The 18,027-nt window shown below is 74.5% G+C and carries 15 protein-coding genes; 4 read left to right on the top strand and 11 right to left on the bottom strand.

Going from position 1 to position 18,027, the window contains the following annotated elements:
* Positions 1-2: 2 nt before the first annotated feature.
* Positions 3-3,032, top strand: coding sequence for a bifunctional [glutamine synthetase] adenylyltransferase/[glutamine synthetase]-adenylyl-L-tyrosine phosphorylase (locus OEB99_RS05710; RefSeq protein WP_263508927.1), 3,030 nt, complete (start codon positions 3-5; stop codon positions 3,030-3,032).
* Positions 3,033-3,034: 2 nt separating this feature from the next.
* On the opposite strand, the gene OEB99_RS05705 is transcribed toward OEB99_RS05710, so the two are convergent.
* Positions 3,035-3,454: a CoA-binding protein gene (locus OEB99_RS05705; RefSeq protein ID WP_263508926.1), complete on the bottom strand. Its 420-nt coding sequence runs from the start codon at positions 3,452-3,454 to the stop codon at positions 3,035-3,037.
* A 46-nt stretch (positions 3,455-3,500) separates the two neighbouring features.
* On the bottom strand, positions 3,501-4,388 hold the full coding sequence (gene ligD / locus OEB99_RS05700) for a non-homologous end-joining DNA ligase (RefSeq protein WP_263508924.1): 888 nt from the start codon (positions 4,386-4,388) through the stop codon (positions 3,501-3,503).
* Positions 4,389-4,555: 167 nt separating this feature from the next.
* On the opposite strand from ligD, the gene ku reads away from it, so the two are divergent.
* Entirely contained in the window at positions 4,556-5,413 is an 858-nt protein-coding gene (gene ku / locus OEB99_RS05695) for a non-homologous end joining protein Ku (RefSeq protein WP_263508923.1), read from the top strand.
* A gap of 3 nt (positions 5,414-5,416) precedes the next feature.
* A complete protein-coding gene (locus tag OEB99_RS05690; RefSeq protein WP_263508922.1) occupies positions 5,417-6,469 on the top strand; it encodes a PHP domain-containing protein in 1,053 nt (350 codons plus the stop codon).
* 405 nt (positions 6,470-6,874) lie between these two features.
* On the opposite strand, the gene OEB99_RS05685 is transcribed toward OEB99_RS05690, so the two are convergent.
* From OEB99_RS05685 to modA, 9 genes are all read right to left on the bottom strand, one after another.
* Positions 6,875-9,964, bottom strand: coding sequence for an efflux RND transporter permease subunit (locus OEB99_RS05685; protein ID WP_263508921.1), 3,090 nt, complete (start codon positions 9,962-9,964; stop codon positions 6,875-6,877).
* Between the two features lie 94 nt (positions 9,965-10,058).
* Positions 10,059-11,201, bottom strand: coding sequence for a sensor histidine kinase (locus OEB99_RS05680; protein ID WP_263508920.1), 1,143 nt, complete (start codon positions 11,199-11,201; stop codon positions 10,059-10,061).
* Positions 11,198-11,902: a response regulator transcription factor gene (locus OEB99_RS05675; protein ID WP_263508919.1), complete on the bottom strand. Its 705-nt coding sequence runs from the start codon at positions 11,900-11,902 to the stop codon at positions 11,198-11,200. The genes OEB99_RS05680 and OEB99_RS05675 overlap by 4 nt, the downstream gene beginning before the upstream one ends.
* A gap of 70 nt (positions 11,903-11,972) precedes the next feature.
* Positions 11,973-12,338, bottom strand: coding sequence for a hypothetical protein (locus OEB99_RS05670; RefSeq protein WP_263508918.1), 366 nt, complete (start codon positions 12,336-12,338; stop codon positions 11,973-11,975).
* 143 nt (positions 12,339-12,481) lie between these two features.
* On the bottom strand, positions 12,482-13,723 hold the full coding sequence (locus tag OEB99_RS05665) for a metal-dependent hydrolase family protein (RefSeq protein ID WP_263508917.1): 1,242 nt from the start codon (positions 13,721-13,723) through the stop codon (positions 12,482-12,484).
* An 82-nt stretch (positions 13,724-13,805) separates the two neighbouring features.
* A complete protein-coding gene (locus tag OEB99_RS05660) occupies positions 13,806-14,066 on the bottom strand; it encodes a hypothetical protein (protein WP_263508916.1) in 261 nt (86 codons plus the stop codon).
* Positions 14,067-14,123: 57 nt separating this feature from the next.
* Entirely contained in the window at positions 14,124-15,176 is a 1,053-nt protein-coding gene (locus tag OEB99_RS05655; RefSeq protein ID WP_263508914.1) for a sulfate/molybdate ABC transporter ATP-binding protein, read from the bottom strand.
* Positions 15,173-15,964 carry an ABC transporter permease gene (locus OEB99_RS05650; protein ID WP_263508913.1) on the bottom strand — a complete coding sequence of 264 codons (792 nt, stop codon included), beginning with the start codon at positions 15,962-15,964 and terminating at the stop codon, positions 15,173-15,175. Before OEB99_RS05650 ends, OEB99_RS05655 begins: the two co-directional genes overlap by 4 nt.
* The gene (gene modA, locus OEB99_RS05645; protein ID WP_263508912.1) at positions 15,961-16,707 is read right to left on the bottom strand and encodes a molybdate ABC transporter substrate-binding protein; all 747 of its coding nucleotides are present in this window, start codon (positions 16,705-16,707) and stop codon (positions 15,961-15,963) included. Before modA ends, OEB99_RS05650 begins: the two co-directional genes overlap by 4 nt.
* 102 nt (positions 16,708-16,809) lie before the next feature.
* Between modA and OEB99_RS05640 the strand changes: the two genes are divergently transcribed.
* Positions 16,810-17,997, top strand: a complete 1,188-nt coding sequence (locus OEB99_RS05640; protein WP_263508910.1) for a ThiF family adenylyltransferase — start codon at positions 16,810-16,812, stop codon at positions 17,995-17,997.
* Positions 17,998-18,027 lie beyond the last annotated feature (30 nt).

Raw genomic sequence — 18,027 nt, 5'->3', positions numbered from 1 at the left:
GCGTGACCGACGCAGGGCCCGACACCCGACCCCCGGCGAGCCGCCGTGCGCTGCTCACCCGGGCCGGGTTCGTCGACCCCGACCGCGCGATCCAGCTCCTGGCGGATCGCGACCTCGTCGCGCTGCTCGGCGAGGTCGCCGGGGACCACCCGGTGGTGGACGTGCTCTCCGTGGCCGCGTCGCCGGACGACGCGCTGCTCGCGCTGACCCGTCTCGCCGCGGTGAACGAGCCGTACCGCACCGTGCTGCACGGGATGCTCGACGAGGACGGTGACGCGCGGGACCGGCTGGTCGCGGTGCTCGGCCTCTCGACCGCCCTCGCGGACCACCTGGTGCGGCACCCCGAGGACCTGCCTGCGCTCGCCGAGCCGACCCCGATCGGCGCGGACGGCGCCGACGTCCGAGCCGAGCTGCTCGGCGCCGTGGGGGCCGACCCGGCCGACCCGGCACCGGTCGCGACGCTCGGCGGTGGCGAGGGCGTCGACGCCATGCGCCGCGCCTACCGCCGCCGCCTGCTCCGGATCGCCGCGGCCGACCTCACCTCACCCCAGCCGCTGTCCTTGCTGCCCGCGGTCGGGTCGGCGCTCGCGGACCTGGCCGCGGCCGCCCTGGAGACCGGGCTGGCGCTGGCCCGGGCGGACGTGCCCGGCCACGCCGCGGCCCGGCTCGCGGTGCTCGGCATGGGCAAGACCGGCGGGCGTGAGCTCAACTACGTCTCGGACGTGGACGTCATCTACGTCGCCGAGCCGGGTGAGGGCGCATCCGAGCAGGAGGCGCTCGCGACCGCGGCGGCGCTCGCGGCCGGCATGACCAAGGCGTGCTCGGCCCCGTCCGGAGAACCCGCGCTCTGGCCGGTCGACGCTGCGCTGCGACCCGAGGGCAAGCAGGGTCCGCTGGTGCGGACGGTGGCCAGCCACCTCGCGTACTACGAGCGCTGGGCCAAGACCTGGGAGTTCCAGGCGCTGCTCAAGGCGCGGGTCGTCGCGGGCGACCGCGAGGTCGGCCAGGCGTACACCGACGTGATCTCACCGCTGGTCTGGAAGGCCGTCGAACGGGAGAACTTCGTCGAGGACTCCCAGGCGATGCGTCGCCGGGTCGAGGACCACGTCCCGGCGGCCGAGGCCGACCGGCAGATCAAGCTCGGCCGCGGCGGGCTGCGCGACGTCGAGTTCACCGTCCAGCTGCTGCAGCTCGTGCACGGACGCGGCGACCCGACGATCCGCAGCCCGCACACCCTGTCCGCGCTGCAGGCGCTGTCGGCCGGCGGGTACGTCGGCCGCGACCACGCCGCACGGCTCGCGGTCTGCTACCGCCAGCTGCGCGTGCTCGAGCACCGGGTGCAGCTGACCCGGCTGCGCCGCACCCACCTGATGCCGACCGCGGAGCAGGACCTGCGCCGGCTGGCGCGCGCGTCCGGGATGGCCACGGCCGCCGAGGTCGACGAGCGTTGGCGCACGGTCCGCCGCGACGTCCGGCACCTGCACGAGGAGCTCTTCTACCGCCCGCTGCTGCCGGCCACGGCCAAGCTGTCGGTCGAGGACGTCTCGTTGTCGCCCGAGGCGGCCAAGGCCCGGCTCTCGGCGATCGGCTACCGCGACCCGGTCGGTGCGATGCGGCACATCCAGGCGCTCACCGAGGGCGTCAGCCGTCGGGCGGCGATCCAGCGCCAGCTGCTGCCCGTGCTGCTCGGCTGGTTCGCGGACGGGGCCGACCCGGACGCCGGGCTGCTCGCCTTCCGGACCCTGTCCGACGTGCTCGGCACGACGCACTGGTACCTCAAGCTGCTGCGCGACTCGGGCATCGCCGCCCGGCGGCTCGCCCACCTGATGTCCACGTCGCGCTTCGTGGCCGACGTCATCGCACGGTCGCCCGAGTCGGTCACCTGGCTCGCCGACGACGGCGAGCTCGCCCCGCGGGACGCCGAACGGCTGTGGTCCGAGGTCGACAAGGTGCTGACCCGCCAGCACGACCCCGAGGCCGCCGCCACGCTGCTCCGGGCGCTGCGCCGCCGTGAGATCGCGCGCACGGCGGTGGGCGAGGTGCTCGGGTCCACCGACGTGGTGGCCGCGTTCGACGCCCTGACCGCGAGCGCCGACGTCGTGGTGCGCGGGGCACTGCGGATCGCCGAGTACGAGGCCGAGCACTCCGACGAGGGCAGGCTCACCCGGATGGCGATCATCGGCATGGGCCGGTTCGGCGGGCGGGAGATGGGCTACGGCTCGGACGCGGACGTGCTGTTCGTGCACGACCCGCTGCCCGACGTGCCCGAGGAGCGCGCGCAGGCTCAGGCGAACGTGCTCGCCCAGCGGGTCAGGGCGCTGCTCGGCCAGGTCGGCGACGAGCCCCTGCTCGAGGTCGACGCGGACCTGCGTCCCGAGGGACGCAACGGCCCGCTCGTGCGCACCCTGGGCTCCTACGCGGAGTACTACGGGCGCTGGTCCTCGCCGTGGGAGAGCCAGGCGCTGCTGCGTGCCCGGCCGGTGGCGGGGGACGGGGACCTGGGTCAGCGGTTCGAGGCGCTGGTGGACCCGCTGCGGTATCCGGCAGGGGGCGCCGACCCGGCGGTCGTCCGCGAGGTCCGTCGGCTCAAGGCGCGGATGGAGGCCGAGCGGCTGCCGCGAGGCATCGACCCGGCCCGGCACCTCAAGCTCGGCCGCGGCGGGCTGTCCGACGTCGAGTGGACCGCGCAGCTGCTGGCCTTGCAGCACGCGCACGAGGTGCCGGCCCTGCGGACCACGTCGACGCTGCTCACGCTCGCGGCCGCGGCACGGGCCGAGCTGCTCTCGCCGGACGACTACCGGCAGCTGCGCGAGGCGTGGCTGCTCGCATCGAGGCTGCGGAACGCGATCGTGCTGTGGACCGGGCGGGTCGGCGGGCGGCAGGCCGACGTGCTGCCGCACGACCGGCCGTCGCTCGCGGGGCTGTCGCGGGTGCTGGGCTACCCGCCGGGCTCGGGTGGCGAGCTCGAGGAGACCTACCTGCGGGTCGGCCGCCGGGCGCGCGCCGTGGTGGACCGGGTGTTCTACGCCTGACGTCAGCTGCGCGGCCGGGCGCCGACCCGGGGGCCTTCGATGCGGGGGCACGCGTTGACGACCACGCCGAGCCCCGCCTCCCGCGCGCGCTGCTCGGCGTCGGGGTCCGCGACGCCGAGCTGCAGCCACACGGCCTTCGCGCCGACGGCGATCGCCTCGTCGATCACGGCGCCGGCGTGCGAGGAGTTCACGAACACGTCCACGACGTCGATCGGCCCCGGCACCGAGGCGAGGTCGGGGTAGCCGACCTGACCGTGCACGGTCTCCGCCTTCGGGTGCACCGGGACCGCGGTGTGGCCGAGCTCGGCGAGGTACGCGGCGACGCCGTAGGCCGCACGAGACCTGTTGGTCGACAGTCCGACGACCGCCCAGCGGCCCGGCGTGGTGAGCAGGTCGGCGATCAGGCTGCGGTCGTTCTCCATGGGCACAGCCAAGCACGCCCACGGTGCCGGTCCCAGCCCCGCCACCTCACGGCATGAGGTCGCCGACGTCGGCCAGGCGGTCGAGCACCTCGTCCCACTCCAGCTGGCGCAGCCCGGGGCCGACCTCGTCCCAGGTGCGCGGTGCTGCGACCGTCGGGTGCTCGCGGCCGCGCATCGAGTACGGCGTGATCGTGGTCTTCGCCGGGTGGTTCTGCGACCAGTCGAGCAGCACCTTGCCGGGACGCAGGGTGCGCTTCTGGTCGGCGACCAGCAGGTCCGGATGGGCGCGAGCCAGCTCGCGGGCGAGGTCCTTGGCGTAGCCGTGCACGTCGGCGGCCGAGCGCCGACCGTCGAGCGTCGCGTACAGCTGCATGCCCTTGCTGCCGCTGGTGACCGGCACGGTCTGGTCGAGCCCGTCCGTGGCGAGCCGGTCGGCGATCAGGTGCGCCGCTCGCGCGCAGTCCGCGAGGCCGGCACCAGGACCGGGGTCGAGGTCGACGACCAGGCGGTCCGGTGGGTGCACGCCGCCGCGCGGGCCGACCCGCCACTGCGGGGTGTGCAGCTCGACGGCGCCGAGGTTGGCGACCCAGATCAGCGCGGGCAGGCCGTCGAGCACCGGCAGGTCGACGACGGTGCCCTCGGTCCCGGGGTCGTCGGGCGCGCCCGGACTGGCCGGCAGGGCGTGGTGGCGTACCCAGTCCGGCGTGCCGGCCGGGACGTTCTTCTCGAAGAACCGCTCGGCCTCGACCCCGTCGGGGTAGCGCACCCGGGTCACCGGCCGGTCGGCGAGCTGACGCAGGATCGCCGGGGCGACCTGGCTGTAGTAGTGCAGCATCTCGCCCTTGGTGGTGCCGGTCGCCGGCCAGAGCACCTTGCTGAGGTTGCTGAGCCGCACCCGACGCCCCTCGACGTCGACCCACTGCTCCTCAGCCACGGGTCGCCCAGGCCGGGCAGCGGTGCGGTGCGGCAGGTCGGCGAGCGGCCTTCGTGCAGGTCATCGGGCCTCCAGGGGTGGCGCGGACGGCTCGTGTGCACCATCCTGCCCAGCAAGGGGCCGGGTGGCACCTCGCCGCTCGGAGTGGTCAGCGAGGAGGCGACGCGATGCGCGCGATCTGGAAGGGCGCGGTGGCGTTCGGCCTGGTCAACGTGCCGGTCCGGTTGTACGCGGCGACCGGGGAGCACAGCGTCGCGCTGCACCAGGTGCACGAGACGGACGGCGGCCGGATCCGCTACCGCAAGGTGTGCGCGATCGACGGCGAGGAGGTCCCGGCCGACCAGATCGTCAAGGGCTACGAGACCGACGACGGGCGGATGGTCGTCCTCACCGACGACGATCTCGCGCACCTGCCGCTGTCCACCGACCGGGAGATCGCGGTCGAGGGTTTCGTGCCCGAGGACCAGGTGGACCCGATCATGCTCGGGCGCACGTACTACCTCGAGCCGGACGCGGCGGCGATCAAGCCGTACACCCTGCTGCGGGAGGCGCTGGAGACCACCGAGCGGGTCGCGTTGGTCACGGTGGCGCTGCGCCAGCGCGAGTCGATGGCGGTGCTGCGGGTGCGCGGCGACGTGATCTGCCTGCAGACCCTGCTGTGGCCCGACGAGGTCCGGGCCGCCGAGTTCGACGTGCTCGACGCCGACGTCCAGCTCAAGACCCAGGAGCAGACCATGGCGGCCTCGCTCGTGGAGTCGATGGCGATGGACCTCGACCCGTCGCAGTTCACCGACCACTACGCCGAGGCACTCGAGGCCGTGATCGCCGAGAAGGTCTCGACCGGGGCGGTGGTCGAGCACGCCGCGACCGAGGGCGACGAGGAGGGCGGCGACGTCGTCGACCTGCTCTCCGCCCTGCAGCGCAGCGTCGAGAAGGCCCGCCAGGCCCGCGGCGAGTCGCCCGAGGAACCTGACGAGTCCGAGGCGAAGCCCGCGAAGAAGGCCGGCAAGCGCCGGGCGTCCTGACCGGTGGGCGGACCCGCTCGGGACGACGTCGTCGCGGCGCTGCACCGCATCGCCTTCCTGCTCGAGCGCTCCCAGGCGTCCGAGTACCGGTCGGCCGCGTACCGCAGGGCCGGTGACCTCATCCGCGACCTCGACGACGACTCCTGGCGCGGGCACCGCCGGGCCGGGGACTGGACCGCGCTGAGCGGCGTCGGACGGAGCACCGCGGCCGTGGTCGAGGAGGTGCTCGGCGGAGAGCGACCGGGCGCCCTGACCGAGCTCGAGGACGACCTCGCGGCGCGCGTCGCGACCGCGAGTGTCGCCGGCCGCGCGTTGCGGGACCGCGTTCGCGGGGACCTGCACGCCCACACGGACGCCAGCGACGGCGCGACACCGATCCAGGACATGGCGCTCGCCGGGTTCACGATCGGGCACGACTACCTGGCGATCACCGACCACTCGCCGCGGCTCACCGTGGCCAACGGGCTCTCGGCCCAGCGACTGCGGACCCAGGTACGGCGCATCGCGGCGATGAACACGGTCCTCGACACGGGTGACCGGCCGCTCCGCCTGCTCACCGGGATCGAGGTGGACGTGCTCGACGACGGCACGCTCGACCAGGAGCCCGGCCTGCTCGCCGAGCTCGACGTGGTGGTCGCCTCGGTGCACTCCAAGCTCCGGATGGAGCGCGAAGCGATGACCCGGCGGATGGTCGCGGCCGTGCGGGACCCGGCCACCGACGTGCTCGGGCACTGCACCGGCCGACGCGTCCGCGGGCGGATCCGCCCACCCAGCGAGTTCGACGCCGAGGCCGTGTTCGCGGCCTGCGCCGAGCGTCGCGTCGCGGTCGAGGTCAACGCCCGCCCGGACCGCCAGGACCCGCCGGACGACCTCCTCGCGCTGGCGGACGAGGCCGGGTGCCTCTTCGCGATCGACTCCGACGCGCACGCACCCGGACAGCTCGACTGGCTCCTCGAGGCGTGCGACCGGCTCGCGGCGCGCGGCATCGACCCGGAGCGTGTGGTGACCACCTGGCCGGTGGATCGTCTCCTGGAGTGGACGCACCGGCACGCGTGACCGCGTTCGGCGCCGGCGCGACGAGCGGCGCTGTCATGCTGGGCGCTCCTGGCAGCGTCCGGACGGAGCCGGTGTGCGCGACGGGGCGGGGCTCGTGCTCCGGCGTCTGGAGCGGCTCGTCCCGGACGACCTTCGCGCCTTCGAACGCTCGGAGTCCGTGGACGCGATCGTCGAGGCGCGCGACGGCGAGCTCGTCGAGCGGGCCGTGTCCTGGACCGAACCCGACTGGGACGACGCGCACGGCCCGCACGGTCGCCGTCTACCGCCGGTTCGGAGCGGTCCCGGCGGACCCGCCCGACCCCACGTGGTTCGCCCGCGAGCCGGCCGACGTGCACCTCGTGCTTCCGCTCCCGTTGCCTTCCCGACGCGCACCGGCGTGAGTCGGCCCCGCGGGCCCGCGCCTGCTCAGGCGGTGTGAGCGCCGCCGAGGTGCTCGGGCTCCCGCCCGCGGCGGAACCGCCCGGCCAGCCGCTCCACGAGCGTGTACAGCACCGGGACGATCACCAGGGTCAGCAGCGTCGAGGTGATCAGGCCACCGATCACGACCAGCGCGAGCGGGCGGGAGATGAACACACCGCCGCCGGTCAGGCCGAGGGCCATCGGCGTGAGCGCGAGGATCGTCGCGGCCGCGGTCATCAGGATCGGGCGCAGCCGCTTGCGCGCACCCTCGGTGACCGCCTCGGCCAGACCACGCCCTTGCTCGCGGTACTGGTTGACCAGGTCGATCAGCACGATCGCGTTGGTGACCACGATGCCGACCAGCATGAGCAGCCCGATCAGCGCGGCGACGCCCAGCGGCGTGCCGGTGCCGAGCAGCATCAGCAGCGCGCCGGTCGCGGCGAACGGCACCGAGACGAGCAGCACGAGCGGCTGCACCAGGCTCCGGAAGGTCGCCACCATCACGAGGTAGACGATCCCGATCGCGGCGAGCAGCGCCAGCCCGAGGTCGGCGAAGGCGTCCTGCTGGTCGGCCGCGACGCCGCCCACGGTGACGTCGACGCCCGCGGGCAGGTCGATCGCGTCGATCGCGTCGGAGATCTCGCGCGTCACCGCGCCGAGGTCCTGCCCGACGGGCGTCGCCGACACGGTCGCCGCGCGTGAGCCGTCCACCCGGGACAGCGACGTGGGGGAGTCCACCGAGCTGACCTCGGCGACCTGACCCAGCGGGACCGCACCGGCCGCGGTGGGCAGCGGGAAGGCCTGGAGCTCCGCGACGCTCTGCGGTGGGGTGATGGCGTCCACCCGCACGTCCATCGTGGTCCCGTCGACCGTCACCTGGCCGATGGGCTGGGGGTTGGTCAGCGCCGCGACCGTGCCGGCGAGCTGGGCCTCGCTCAGGCCCGCGGCGGCAGCGCTCGCGCCGTCGATCGCGACCTCGACGGTCGGCTGGTCGGCGGACAGGTTGTTCGTGACGTCGGTGACCGAGCTCAGCCCGGCGACCGCTGCGGTCACCTGGTCCGCGGCGGTCGTGAGCGCGGTGTCGTCGGCGGCGGTGACGAGCACGTCGACCGTGGAGCTGCCGAACCCGCTGTCGCCGCCGGCCAGCGCGACCTCGCCGAGCACGTCGAGGTCGGCGAGCGCCGCCCGGACGTCGGTGTCCGCCTGCTCGACGTCCGTCCCGTCGGCGAGGGTGACCGCGAACGTGGCGGTCGGGGTGCTGCCGCCGAACGCCGCCTGAAGGCCGCTCGCGCTGCCGACCGTGGACTGCACGGTCGCGACGCCCGCCGTGTCCATCAGCGCCTGCTCGACGACCCGGGCGTCGGCGTCCTGGGCGGCCAGCGAGGTGCCGGGGGCGAAGGTCTCGGTCACCGTCAGGGTGTCCTGACCCGAGTCGCCGATGAAGGTGGTCTCCAGGCGCGGCACGAGGGCGAGCGTGCCGGCGAACACGCCGAGCGCGAGGACCAGCGTGATCACCGGGTGGGCGACCGACCAGCGCAGCGTCGGCAGGTAGGCGCGCGCGAGCAGCGAGCGGCGCTCCTTCGCCTCGGCGGCCGCGCGGGTCGCCGCCGGGTCGGGATCCGGCGGGGCCTTGAGGAACCAGGACGCGAGCACCGGGACGAGGGTGAGCGCGACCAGCAGCGAAGCGCCCATCGCGATCGCCACGGTGAACGCGAACGGCCGGAACAGCTCGCCGACCATGCCACCCACCAGGCCGATCGGCAGGAACACCGCGACCGTCGCGACCGTCGACGACGTGATCGCACCGGCCACCTCGCGCACGGCGCCCAGGATCGCCTTGGTCTTCGGCTCGCCGTAGGACAGGTGCCGCTTGATGTTCTCGATCACCACGATCGAGTCGTCGACCACGCGGCCGATCGCGATGGTCATGGCGCCGAGCGTGAGGATGTTCAGCGAGTAGCCGCCGACCCGCAGCGCGATGAACGTGACCAGCAACGACATCGGGATCGAGATCGCGGACACCAGCGTCGAGCGCAGCGAGGCGAGGAACAGCAGGATCACCAGCACCGCGAACGCGAGGCCGAGCCCGCCCTCGGTCGCCAGGCCGTTGATCGACTCCTCGATGTACGGCGCCTGGTCGAAGACCACAGCGACCTCGACGTCCCCGCCGAGCCTGGCGCTGACCTCGTCGAGAACGTCCGTCACGCCGTGGGAGATCTCGACCGTGTTCCCGTCCGGGGTCTTGGTCACCGAGATCGCCAGCGAGGGCTGGCCGTTGAGGCGCGAGTAGGACGTCAGCGTCGTCGGCTGGATCTGGACGTCGGCCACCGCTCCGACGGTGGTCACGCCGCCGTCGGTGGTCGTCAGAGGCAGCGCGGCCAGCTCGTCGAGCGACGTGATCCGGCTGCCGACCTGGACCGGCTTGCTGACGTCGCCCTCGGTGATCGTGCCGCCGGGCAGCACGAGCCCGTTGTCCTGCAGGAGGGTGGACAGGGACGCGAGCGAGACGCCTGCGGCGGCGAGCCGCAACGGATCGGTCTCGAGCACCACCTGGTCGGCCTGCGTGCCGGTCACCTCGACGTCCCGGACACCGGGGATCTCGGCGAGGCGGGGCACGACCTGCTCGTCGAGCAGCGCCGACAGCGCGGCCTCGTCCTCGCCGCCGCTGACCGCGAGCTGGATCACCGGGAACTGGTCGATCGAGCCGGTGAAGACGGTCGGGGACACCGACGACGGCAGCGTGGCCGCCGAGCGTGTGACGGCCTGCTGGAGCGCCTGCGCGGTCTGGTCGAGGTCCACCCCGTACCGCAGCTGGACCGTGACGACCGACAGGCCGGTGCTCGACGTGGCGGACACCGTCTCGACGTCGGTCACGGTGCCGACGGCGTCCTCGACGGGCACGGTGACCTGCTGCTCGACGATCTGCGGCGACGCACCCGGGTAGATCGAGAGCACGACCGCGGTGGGGATCTGCAGGGACGGGATCAGCTCCTGCTTGAGCGCGCCGGCGCTCAGCACCCCGAACACGGCGATGCCGAGCGCGAGCAGGGTGACGACCGACCGGTTGGCGAGTGAGCCGCGCGCGAGCCAGGACATGGGGGACTCCTCGGACAGGGCGCCGGACGCGCCCTCACGATCATCCCAGACGTCCGGACGGCCCCCCGGGTTCCCGGCGCAGGCGGGAGCCGGGTCAGCCGGCCGCCGGAAGGGTCAGGGTGAAGGTGGCCCCGTGACCGGGACCGGGCGACGTCGCGACCAGGTCGCCGCCGTGCGCGCGGGCGATGCTGCGGCTGATCGTCAGGCCGATGCCCGAGCCTTCGCCGCGCTCGGCGCCAGGCACCCGGTAGAAGCGTTCGAAGACGCGCTCCAGGTCCTCGTGCGTGAGGCCGACACCCTGGTCGGTCACGCTGACCCGGGCGATGCCGCCGGAGCCGCCCGGGCCGCCCCTCGAGGTCGTCCCGGTCGCGGCGCCGGGCACCCGGTCAACGACCACCCGGATCTCGTGCCCGGGTCCGTTGCGCACGGCGCGGGCCGCGTTGCCGACCAGGTTGGTGAGCACCTGCTGGACGCGGTCGGCGTCGCAGACGACCGGCACCGGGTGCGGTGCCACCACCGTCAGACGCACAGGTGTCCCGGCCAACCCGTCCGAGAGGCGCGCGCACGTGCGAGCGGTCAGGTCCGCGAGGTCGCACGGTGCGGTCCGGAGCTCGGTGCGCCCCTCCTCGCTGCGGGACAGCGCGGACAGGTCGTCCGCGAGCCGGCGAAGCCGCCGCAGGTCCTCGTCCATCGCGCCGAGGGTCGCCTCGTCCGGCGCGAAGACACCGTCCTCGAGGCCCTCGACGTACCCGCTCAGGCCGGTCAGCGGGGTGCGCATCTCGTGCGCGACCTCACCGAGCAGCCGCAGGCGTCGGGTCTCGGTGTCCGCGAGCGCGCCGGCCAGGGTGTTGACGTCGGCGGCGAGCGCGTCGACGTCCGGCTCCCCGGAACGGGGCACCCGGACGTCGTACCGGCCCGCCGCGATGGTCCGGGTCGCGCCACGCACCGCGTCGAGCGGCCGGAGCATGCTGCGGGCCAGGAGCACGGCCGCGACGCCCGCGAGGAGGGCCGAGACGAGCGCGCCGAGCAGCAGCGACTGGTCCAGCGCCGCGACGAAGGCGTCCTGGGTCGCGCTCACGCCCTGGCCGCCGCCCATCCCGCGGCCGTTGGTCATGCCCATCCGGCGCTCGAAGATGCCCGGCGCGATCAGGCGCACCGTGACGAGCGAGACCAGCGTGCCGATGGCGAGGACCGACAGGAAGGCCGCGACCAGCCGGGTCGGCAGTCGCAGCCTCACCGTGCACCGCCCGCGGCGCCGACGAACTTGTAGCCGACACCGCGCACGGTCGCGACGAACCTCGGGGCGGAGACGTCGTCACCGAGTCGCGCGCGGATCGACCGGATGTGCACGTCGACGACGCGCTCGTCGCCGTACCAGTCGGAACCCCACACCTGGCGCAGGAGCTGCCCGCGGGAGAACACCCGGCCCGGTGCTGCCGCGAGCACCGCGAGCAGGTCGAACTCGAGGCTGGACAGCTCGACGGGGGCGTCGTCCACCTGCACCTCGTGCCGGGCGAGGTCCAGCACGAAGCCCGGGAAGCGGATCACCTCGGACTCGTCGGGTGGCGCCGCGGCGCCGCGGTCCCGGCGGAGCACGGCGGCGACGCGGGCGGCCACCTCACGCGGGCTGAACGGCTTGGTGACGTAGTCGTCGGCACCGACCGCGAGGCCGACGAGCGTGTCGACCTCCTCGGCCCGCGCCGTGACCAGGATCACGAAGACGTCGCTCGTGGTGCGCAGCCGTCGCAAGGTCTCGATGCCGTCGATCCCCGGCAGCATGACGTCCAGCAGCACGAGGTCGACCTGGTCGCTGCCCAGGACCTCCAGCGCGCGTTCGCCGCTGTCCGCCTCGAGCACGCGGTGGCCGGCGGACTCGAGGTAGCCGCGCAGGACCTGGCGGATGTGCGGCTCGTCGTCCACGACGAGAACGGTGCGCATGGCGGCTCCTTCCGCGGGCAGCGTAGCGGCGCGGGCAGCTCGGCCCGCGCCGCTCGAGGGGTGCACGGCGTCAGACGGCGAGGTTGACGCAGTCGTGCAGACGCTGCTGGACACGGTCGTACGTCCGGTCCGGTGTGCCGTCGCCGTCGGCGTCGCGCAGGCGGTCACGCACCTGGTCGCGGTCCGCGTCGGCATCCTCGAGGTAGGGGCAGTCGGCCGGGTCACCCAGGCCGTCACCGGCCTGGTAACCGCCCGCCCAGTCCTCGTCGGCTGTCATCCCGCCGCCGGTCCAGTCGCCGTCGCCGCCGTGGAACCCCGCGCCGGCCATGGTGCGGGCAGCGGTGTCGTCGATGGTCGCGGCGCTCGCGGCGGTGGCTCCGGTGAGCGCGAGCCCAAGGGTGGTCGCGCCGATCATGAGCATCGTCCGGGTCTTCATCGTTCGTCCTCTCTGGTCGAGCATCGCTGCTCAGGTTGACGCCTCCAGCGTCTCGGGCCCGGATGAGGGCTCCAGAGCGAGGACCGTGAAGAGTTGATGAAGCGGGCCGCTCCGCGGGAGCGGTCGGCGCGGAGCGAGGCGGGTCAGCCGACCGGCGCCTTGGCGACCCGGCCGCCCTTCCAGACGTGGGTGACGTGCGTGGGCCCGGCGAGCAGCGAGACGTCGGTCAGCGGGTCGACGTCGAGCGCGATGACGTCCGCGTCGAAGCCCTCGGCGAGCAGACCGGAGCGCGGTGCCTGGGGCCCCAGGGTCGCAGGCGCCGCGGCGGTCGCTGCCTCGATCGCCTCGAGCGGGCTGTACCCGGCCGCGACGAGGTGCCCCAGCTCCTCGCCGTTCCGGCCGAAGGGAACCATCGTGCCGGGCCCTGCGGTCGCGAAGTCGGTCCCGGCGGCGATCGCGACGCCGGCCTCCCGAGCGAGGTGCATCGCCTCGAGGTGCGCGTCCGCGATCTCGCGGGCCTTGCGGGCCGTGGACTCCGGGAGCCGGTCGAGCATCGCCAGGAGGCGGGCCACGATCGACCGCGTCGCCACCAGGATCACGCCGTTCTCGACCATCGCGGCGGCCGACTCCTCGTCCAGGAAGCTGCCGTGCTCGATCGTCCGCACGCCGGCCTCGATCGCGGCCATGATGCCCGGCTTGCCGTGACAGTGCGCCGCGACGACCCGGTCCGCCCGGTCCGCCTCCTCGACGATCGCGCGCAGCTCGGGTCCGGAGAACTGCTGGTGGACCGGGTGGTCCAGGTCGCTGAGCACCCCGCCCGACGCGTGCACCTTGATCACCCGGGCGTTCTTGCGCAGCTGGAGTCGGACGGCCTTGAGGCACTCGGGAACGCCGTCGCACAGCTGGAGCGGGCCGTGGTGCGCCGAGAGCTCGGTGACGGTCTCCAGCGGCATGTCGTGCAGGTCGCCGTGGCCGCCGGTCTGGCTGAGCATCGCGCCGGCGCCGTAGATCGTCGGCCCGGGGATCGTGCCCTCGTCGATCGCCCGCGCGAGGTAGACGCCGTAGCCGCCGACCTCGCGGATGCTGGTGAACCCCGCGCCCAGCGCGTCCGCGGCCTGGCGCACGCCGCGTGCGGCGCGCAGCGCGTCGGGTTCGCGGACGAGCATGCTGAAGTCGGTCGAGAGCATCCCGAGAAGGTGCGCGTGGCAGTCCCACAGGCCCGGCATGACGGTGCGGACGACGGTCGGTGCGGTCTCGGTCGCGGGTGCCGACGCGCGCGGCCCCGCGTAGGTGATGGTGCTCCCGTCGAGGACCACGGTCGCGTCGCGCACCGGCGCGCCTCGGCCCGGGATCAGCAGGTCTGCGTCGATCCGCTGCACGGACATGCGTGGCTCTCCTCACCTCGACGCCCCGAACCTAGGGCGCGGCTGCGGCCGTGTCGACAGAGCGCGCGGGGGACCCGGACGGTCAGCGGCGTCGGCGTGGCGGACGCTGCAGGTTCCATGGGATGAGGAAGAGCAACCACAGCACCAGGGTCATGAACGTCACGAAGCCGAGGGCGGTCAGCGCGATGGACATCTCCTCGCCGGTGTAGCCGGAGAACTCCGTGACGAACCTGACCACGACGTAGCCCAGGAACAGGGTCGCGGCACCGGTGAGGATGCCGAACACCCAGGCCAGGACGCGAGCGACCGGGTGATGGTCCGTTCCGCCGGTCTGCGGGTCCATGCCACGCCCTCTCTGTTCTGCCGTCGATGTCGACCGTAGGGGAACGGCGGCCGGAGGTCAGCCCGGCTCGGCGTGCACCTCGTTGGCCTTCACCGAGGCCCACACCTGCGAGCCGGGCGCGAGACCCAGCTCGGCGACGGCGCCCGGCGTGAGGTCGGCCAGTGCGTCCGGCGGTCCGGTGAGCCGGACGCGGACCACGGGCCCGAGCCGGGTGAGCTCGGCGACCTGGGCGCGCCACACGTTGCGTGGCGACCCCTCCGGATGCTCCCGGTGCAGTGCGACGGCCTGGGGTGGCACCGTGACGACCACCCGCCCGACCGGGCAGACCGCCGGACGCAGCAGCCCCCCGCCGTCGAGGGTCGCGACTGCGCCGTCGGCCTCGCCCGGGTAGACGTTCAGCCCGAGCAGCGTCGCAGCCCACGACGTGCGCGGGGCGCGGGCGAGCACGGCCGCGGGGCCGTCCTGGGCGACCGTCCCGTCCTCGAGCACCAGGATCCGGTCGGCCAGCACGGTCGCATCGACCGGGTCGTGCGTGACCACCAGGCACACGCCCGACCAGTCGGCCAGGTGCTCGGCGAGCACCTGCCGGATCTCGAGGCGCGTCGCGGCGTCGAGGGCCGCGAGCGGCTCGTCGAGCAGCAGCACCGCGGGCTCGGTGATCAGCGCCCGCGCGAGGGCGACCCGCTGGGACTGGCCACCGGAGAGCCCGGCCGGGCTGCGGTCGGCGTGGCCGGCCAGCCCGAGCCGCTCGAGCCACTCCGCGGCCCGCCGACGTGCCTCCGCCCGGGACGTCCCCCGCGCGCGCAGCCCGAACGCGACGTTCTCGAGCGCCGACATGCGCGGGAAGAGCACGTGGTCGGAGACCACCAGCCCGACCGAACGCCGCTCGGGGGGCAGCAGGACCCCGGTGGCCGGACGGTCCCACGCGACACCGTCCACCACGACGTGCCCGGAGTCGAGGGGCTCCAGCCCCGCGAGGGTGCGCAGCAGCGTCGTCTTGCCGGCGCCGTTCGGGCCCACCACGGCGAGCGTCTCGCCCGGAGCGGCGTGCACCGCGACGGCGAGCCGGAACTCGCCCCGGGTCACGTGGAGGTCGGCGTCGAGCGTCATGGGCGCACCAGCCAGGGGTCGCGAAGGAGCCCGAGCACGGCCACCGAGACCGCGAGCAGCACCACCGAGAGTGCGACGGCGGTCGCCGGGTCCTGCTGCATCGCGAGGTAGATCGCCAGCGGCATGGTCCGGGTCGTGCCCGGGAAGCTGCCCGCGAACGTGATCGTGGCACCGAACTCGCCGAGCGCCCGGGCGAAGGCCAGAGCGGCGCCCGCGGCGACGGCGGGAGCGATCGTGGGCAGCGTGATGCGCCGCGCGACCAGGAACGGGCCCGCGCCGAGGGTCGCCGCGAGCTCCTCGGCCCGCCGGTCGGCCGCACGCAGGGCACCGTCGACGGAGACCACGAGGAACGGCATGGCGACGAACGCCTCGGCGAGCACCACGGCGGCGGTGGTGAACGGCACCTGGATGCCGAGCGCCTCGAGGTGCTGGCCGACCAGCCCGCGCCGGCCGAGCAGGAGGAGCAGTGCGACCCCGCCGACGACCGGTGGCAGCACGAGCGGCACCGTCACAGCCGCCCGCAGGGCGCGCATCCCGGGCAGCCCCGAGCGGGCGAGCACCCAGGCGAGCGGGACGCCCAGGACGAGGCTGATGGCCGTGGCGGCGCCGGCCGAGACCAACGACAGGCGCAGCGCGTCGAGCGCGGCCGGGTCGGTCAGCAGCGCACCCATCGAGCCCCATGGCGCCCGGACCAGGAGCGCGACCAGCGGCAGGACGAGGAACGCGGCACCGACCAGGGCCGGGACCACCAGGCCGACCGGGGCGCGACGGCGCGGTCGGCGGGTCACGGCGCCAGGAAGCCGGCGCGGGCGAGCGCGTCGGCGCCGGTGGGGGACAGGACGAGCGCGACGAACTGCGCGCCGAGCTCGGGGTGCGGCGCCTCGGTCAGCACCGCGAGGTCGTAGTCGGTCGACACGGCACCCGGGAGCGCGACGCCCTCCACCCGGTCACCGGCCGCCCGGACGTCGGTGCGGTAGACGACGCCGGCGTCCACCTCGCCGAGCTCGACCTTGGTCAGGACCGCCCGGACGTCCGGCTCGAGGGTGTCCGGCGCGGGGTCGACGCCGATCGCCTCGAACGTGTCGAGTGCCGCGGCACCGCAGGGCACCTCGGGTGCGCACAGGGCGATCGAGAGGCCGGGGTCGGCGAGGTCGGCCGGGCCCCGGACGTGGCCGGGGTTGCCCGGTGGCACCGCGATCATCAGCGTGTTGCGGGCGAACACGGTGGACGCCGTGGCCGCGTCGGCGTCGAGCACGGTCTGCATGGTGGCGGCGCTGGCCGTGGCGAGCACGTCCGCGGGTGCTCCGGCGACGACCTGGGCGGCGAGGGTCGAGCTGCCGGCGAGGCTGAGCTGCACGTCGACGCCCGGATGACCGGCCTCGAAGTCCTCGGCGAGCTCGGTGAAGACGTCGGTGAGCGAGGCGGCGGCGAGCACCGTGACGGTGTCGTTCGGCCCGGCCGGGCTGCACGCCGCGAGGGCCGCGATCGCCGCGAGGCCCAGCGCCGCGGGGATCGTCGAGCGGCGCGTCACGGGGCCGAGACTACGGTCTGCACCCGCCGATCCCAACGGTGCGGCCCAGCGGGTGGCGGCCGGCCGTTCGCCCGCGGGCCCGACCGGGCTAGCCTCGGACGCATGACCGAAGCGGCGGGGACCGGTGCCGTGCGCCTGCCTGCGCTCGTCGAGCCGGGACCGCCGCTCGACGGTGAGCAGGTGCGGCGCTGGTCGCGGCACCTGCTGATGCCGGAGCTCGGCGAGATCGGGCAGCGGCGACTGCGCGCGGCGCGGGTCTGCGTCGTGGGTGCGGGTGGCCTCGGCGCGCCGGTGCTGCAGTACCTCGCCGCGGCCGGTGTGGGCCGGCTGGGCGTCGTCGACGGGGACGAGGTCGAGCTGTCCAACCTCCAGCGACAGGTCCTGTTCACGACGGCCGACGTGGGCCGGCCGAAGGCCGAGGTCGCGGCGCAGCGGATCGCCGCGCTGGACCCCGGGATCGGCATCGACGTCCACCCGGTGCGCCTGGTCGACGACCCGTCCGACCTGTTCGCGGACTACGACCTGGTGGTCGACGCGACGGACGGGTTCGTCAGCCGCTACCTGGTGAACGACGCGTGCGTTCGGGCCGGGGTGCCCGAGGTCTGGGGCACCGTGCTGCGGTTCGACGCCCAGGTCTCGGACTTCTGGGGCCGGCCACCCGACGGGGTGCCGCCGGTCCAGCTGCGCGACGTGTTCCCCGAGCCGCCCCCGGCCGGCGACGTGCCGTCGTGCGCGGAGGCCGGTGTGCTCGGCGCCCTGTGCGGGCAGGTCGGCTCACTGATGGCGGTCGAGGTCGTGAAGCTCGTCACCGGGATCCCGACGCCGCTGTACGGCAGGGTGCTCGTGGTCGATGCGCTGAGCGGACGCACCACGCAGGTGCCGGTCGCGCCGTGGGCCGGCATGGGGCCGCCCGGTGGCTCTGCGGGTGGCGCGGACCCGGCGCGCCCCACGCGGGTGGGTCCCACGGCGTCGCTGGGCGAGGTCCGGCCGCGCGAGCTGGCCGATCTGCTCGCCGCCGGGTCGGTGACGCTCGTCGACGTGCGTGAGCCGTACGAGCGAGCCACGGCGTCCATCGAGGGAGCGATCGCGGTGCCGCTGCGCGACGTCCTCGACCCACGTGGGCGAGGTGCGATCCCGACCGACCTCCCGGTCGTGGTCTTCTGCCATCTCGGTGTGCGGTCGCGCCAGGCGGGCCTCGCGCTCGCCGCGGCCGGTTGGGACGCGTCGCACCTGGTCGGTGGCATCGACGCCTGGAGCACCGAGGTCGACCCATCCGTTCCGCGGTACTGAGCGAAGGAGACGCGTGAGCCGAGCCGTGCG

Origin of the sequence: Actinotalea endophytica (assembly GCF_025717005.1) — a bacterium.
In the GTDB taxonomy this organism is placed as follows: domain Bacteria; phylum Actinomycetota; class Actinomycetes; order Actinomycetales; family Cellulomonadaceae; genus Actinotalea.
Note: the sequence above shows the minus strand (reverse complement) of the source record. Positions and strands in the feature narration are given on the sequence as shown.

Bases quoted from the DNA above. Each gene is read 5' to 3' on its own strand.
- OEB99_RS05705 (WP_263508926.1), bottom strand. From the start codon at position 3,454: ATGGAGAACGACCGCAGCCTGATCGCCGACCTGCTCACCACGCCGGGC.
- ku (WP_263508923.1), top strand. From the start codon at position 4,556: ATGCGCGCGATCTGGAAGGGCGCGGTGGCGTTCGGCCTGGTCAACGTG.
- OEB99_RS05665 (WP_263508917.1), bottom strand. From the start codon at position 13,723: ATGTCCGTGCAGCGGATCGACGCAGACCTGCTGATCCCGGGCCGAGGC.
- OEB99_RS05685 (WP_263508921.1), bottom strand. From the start codon at position 9,964: ATGTCCTGGCTCGCGCGCGGCTCACTCGCCAACCGGTCGGTCGTCACC.
- OEB99_RS05675 (WP_263508919.1), bottom strand. From the start codon at position 11,902: ATGCGCACCGTTCTCGTCGTGGACGACGAGCCGCACATCCGCCAGGTC.
- OEB99_RS05660 (WP_263508916.1), bottom strand. From the start codon at position 14,066: ATGGACCCGCAGACCGGCGGAACGGACCATCACCCGGTCGCTCGCGTC.
- OEB99_RS05670 (WP_263508918.1), bottom strand. From the start codon at position 12,338: ATGAAGACCCGGACGATGCTCATGATCGGCGCGACCACCCTTGGGCTC.
- OEB99_RS05640 (WP_263508910.1), top strand. From the start codon at position 16,810: ATGACCGAAGCGGCGGGGACCGGTGCCGTGCGCCTGCCTGCGCTCGTC.
- OEB99_RS05655 (WP_263508914.1), bottom strand. From the start codon at position 15,176: ATGACGCTCGACGCCGACCTCCACGTGACCCGGGGCGAGTTCCGGCTC.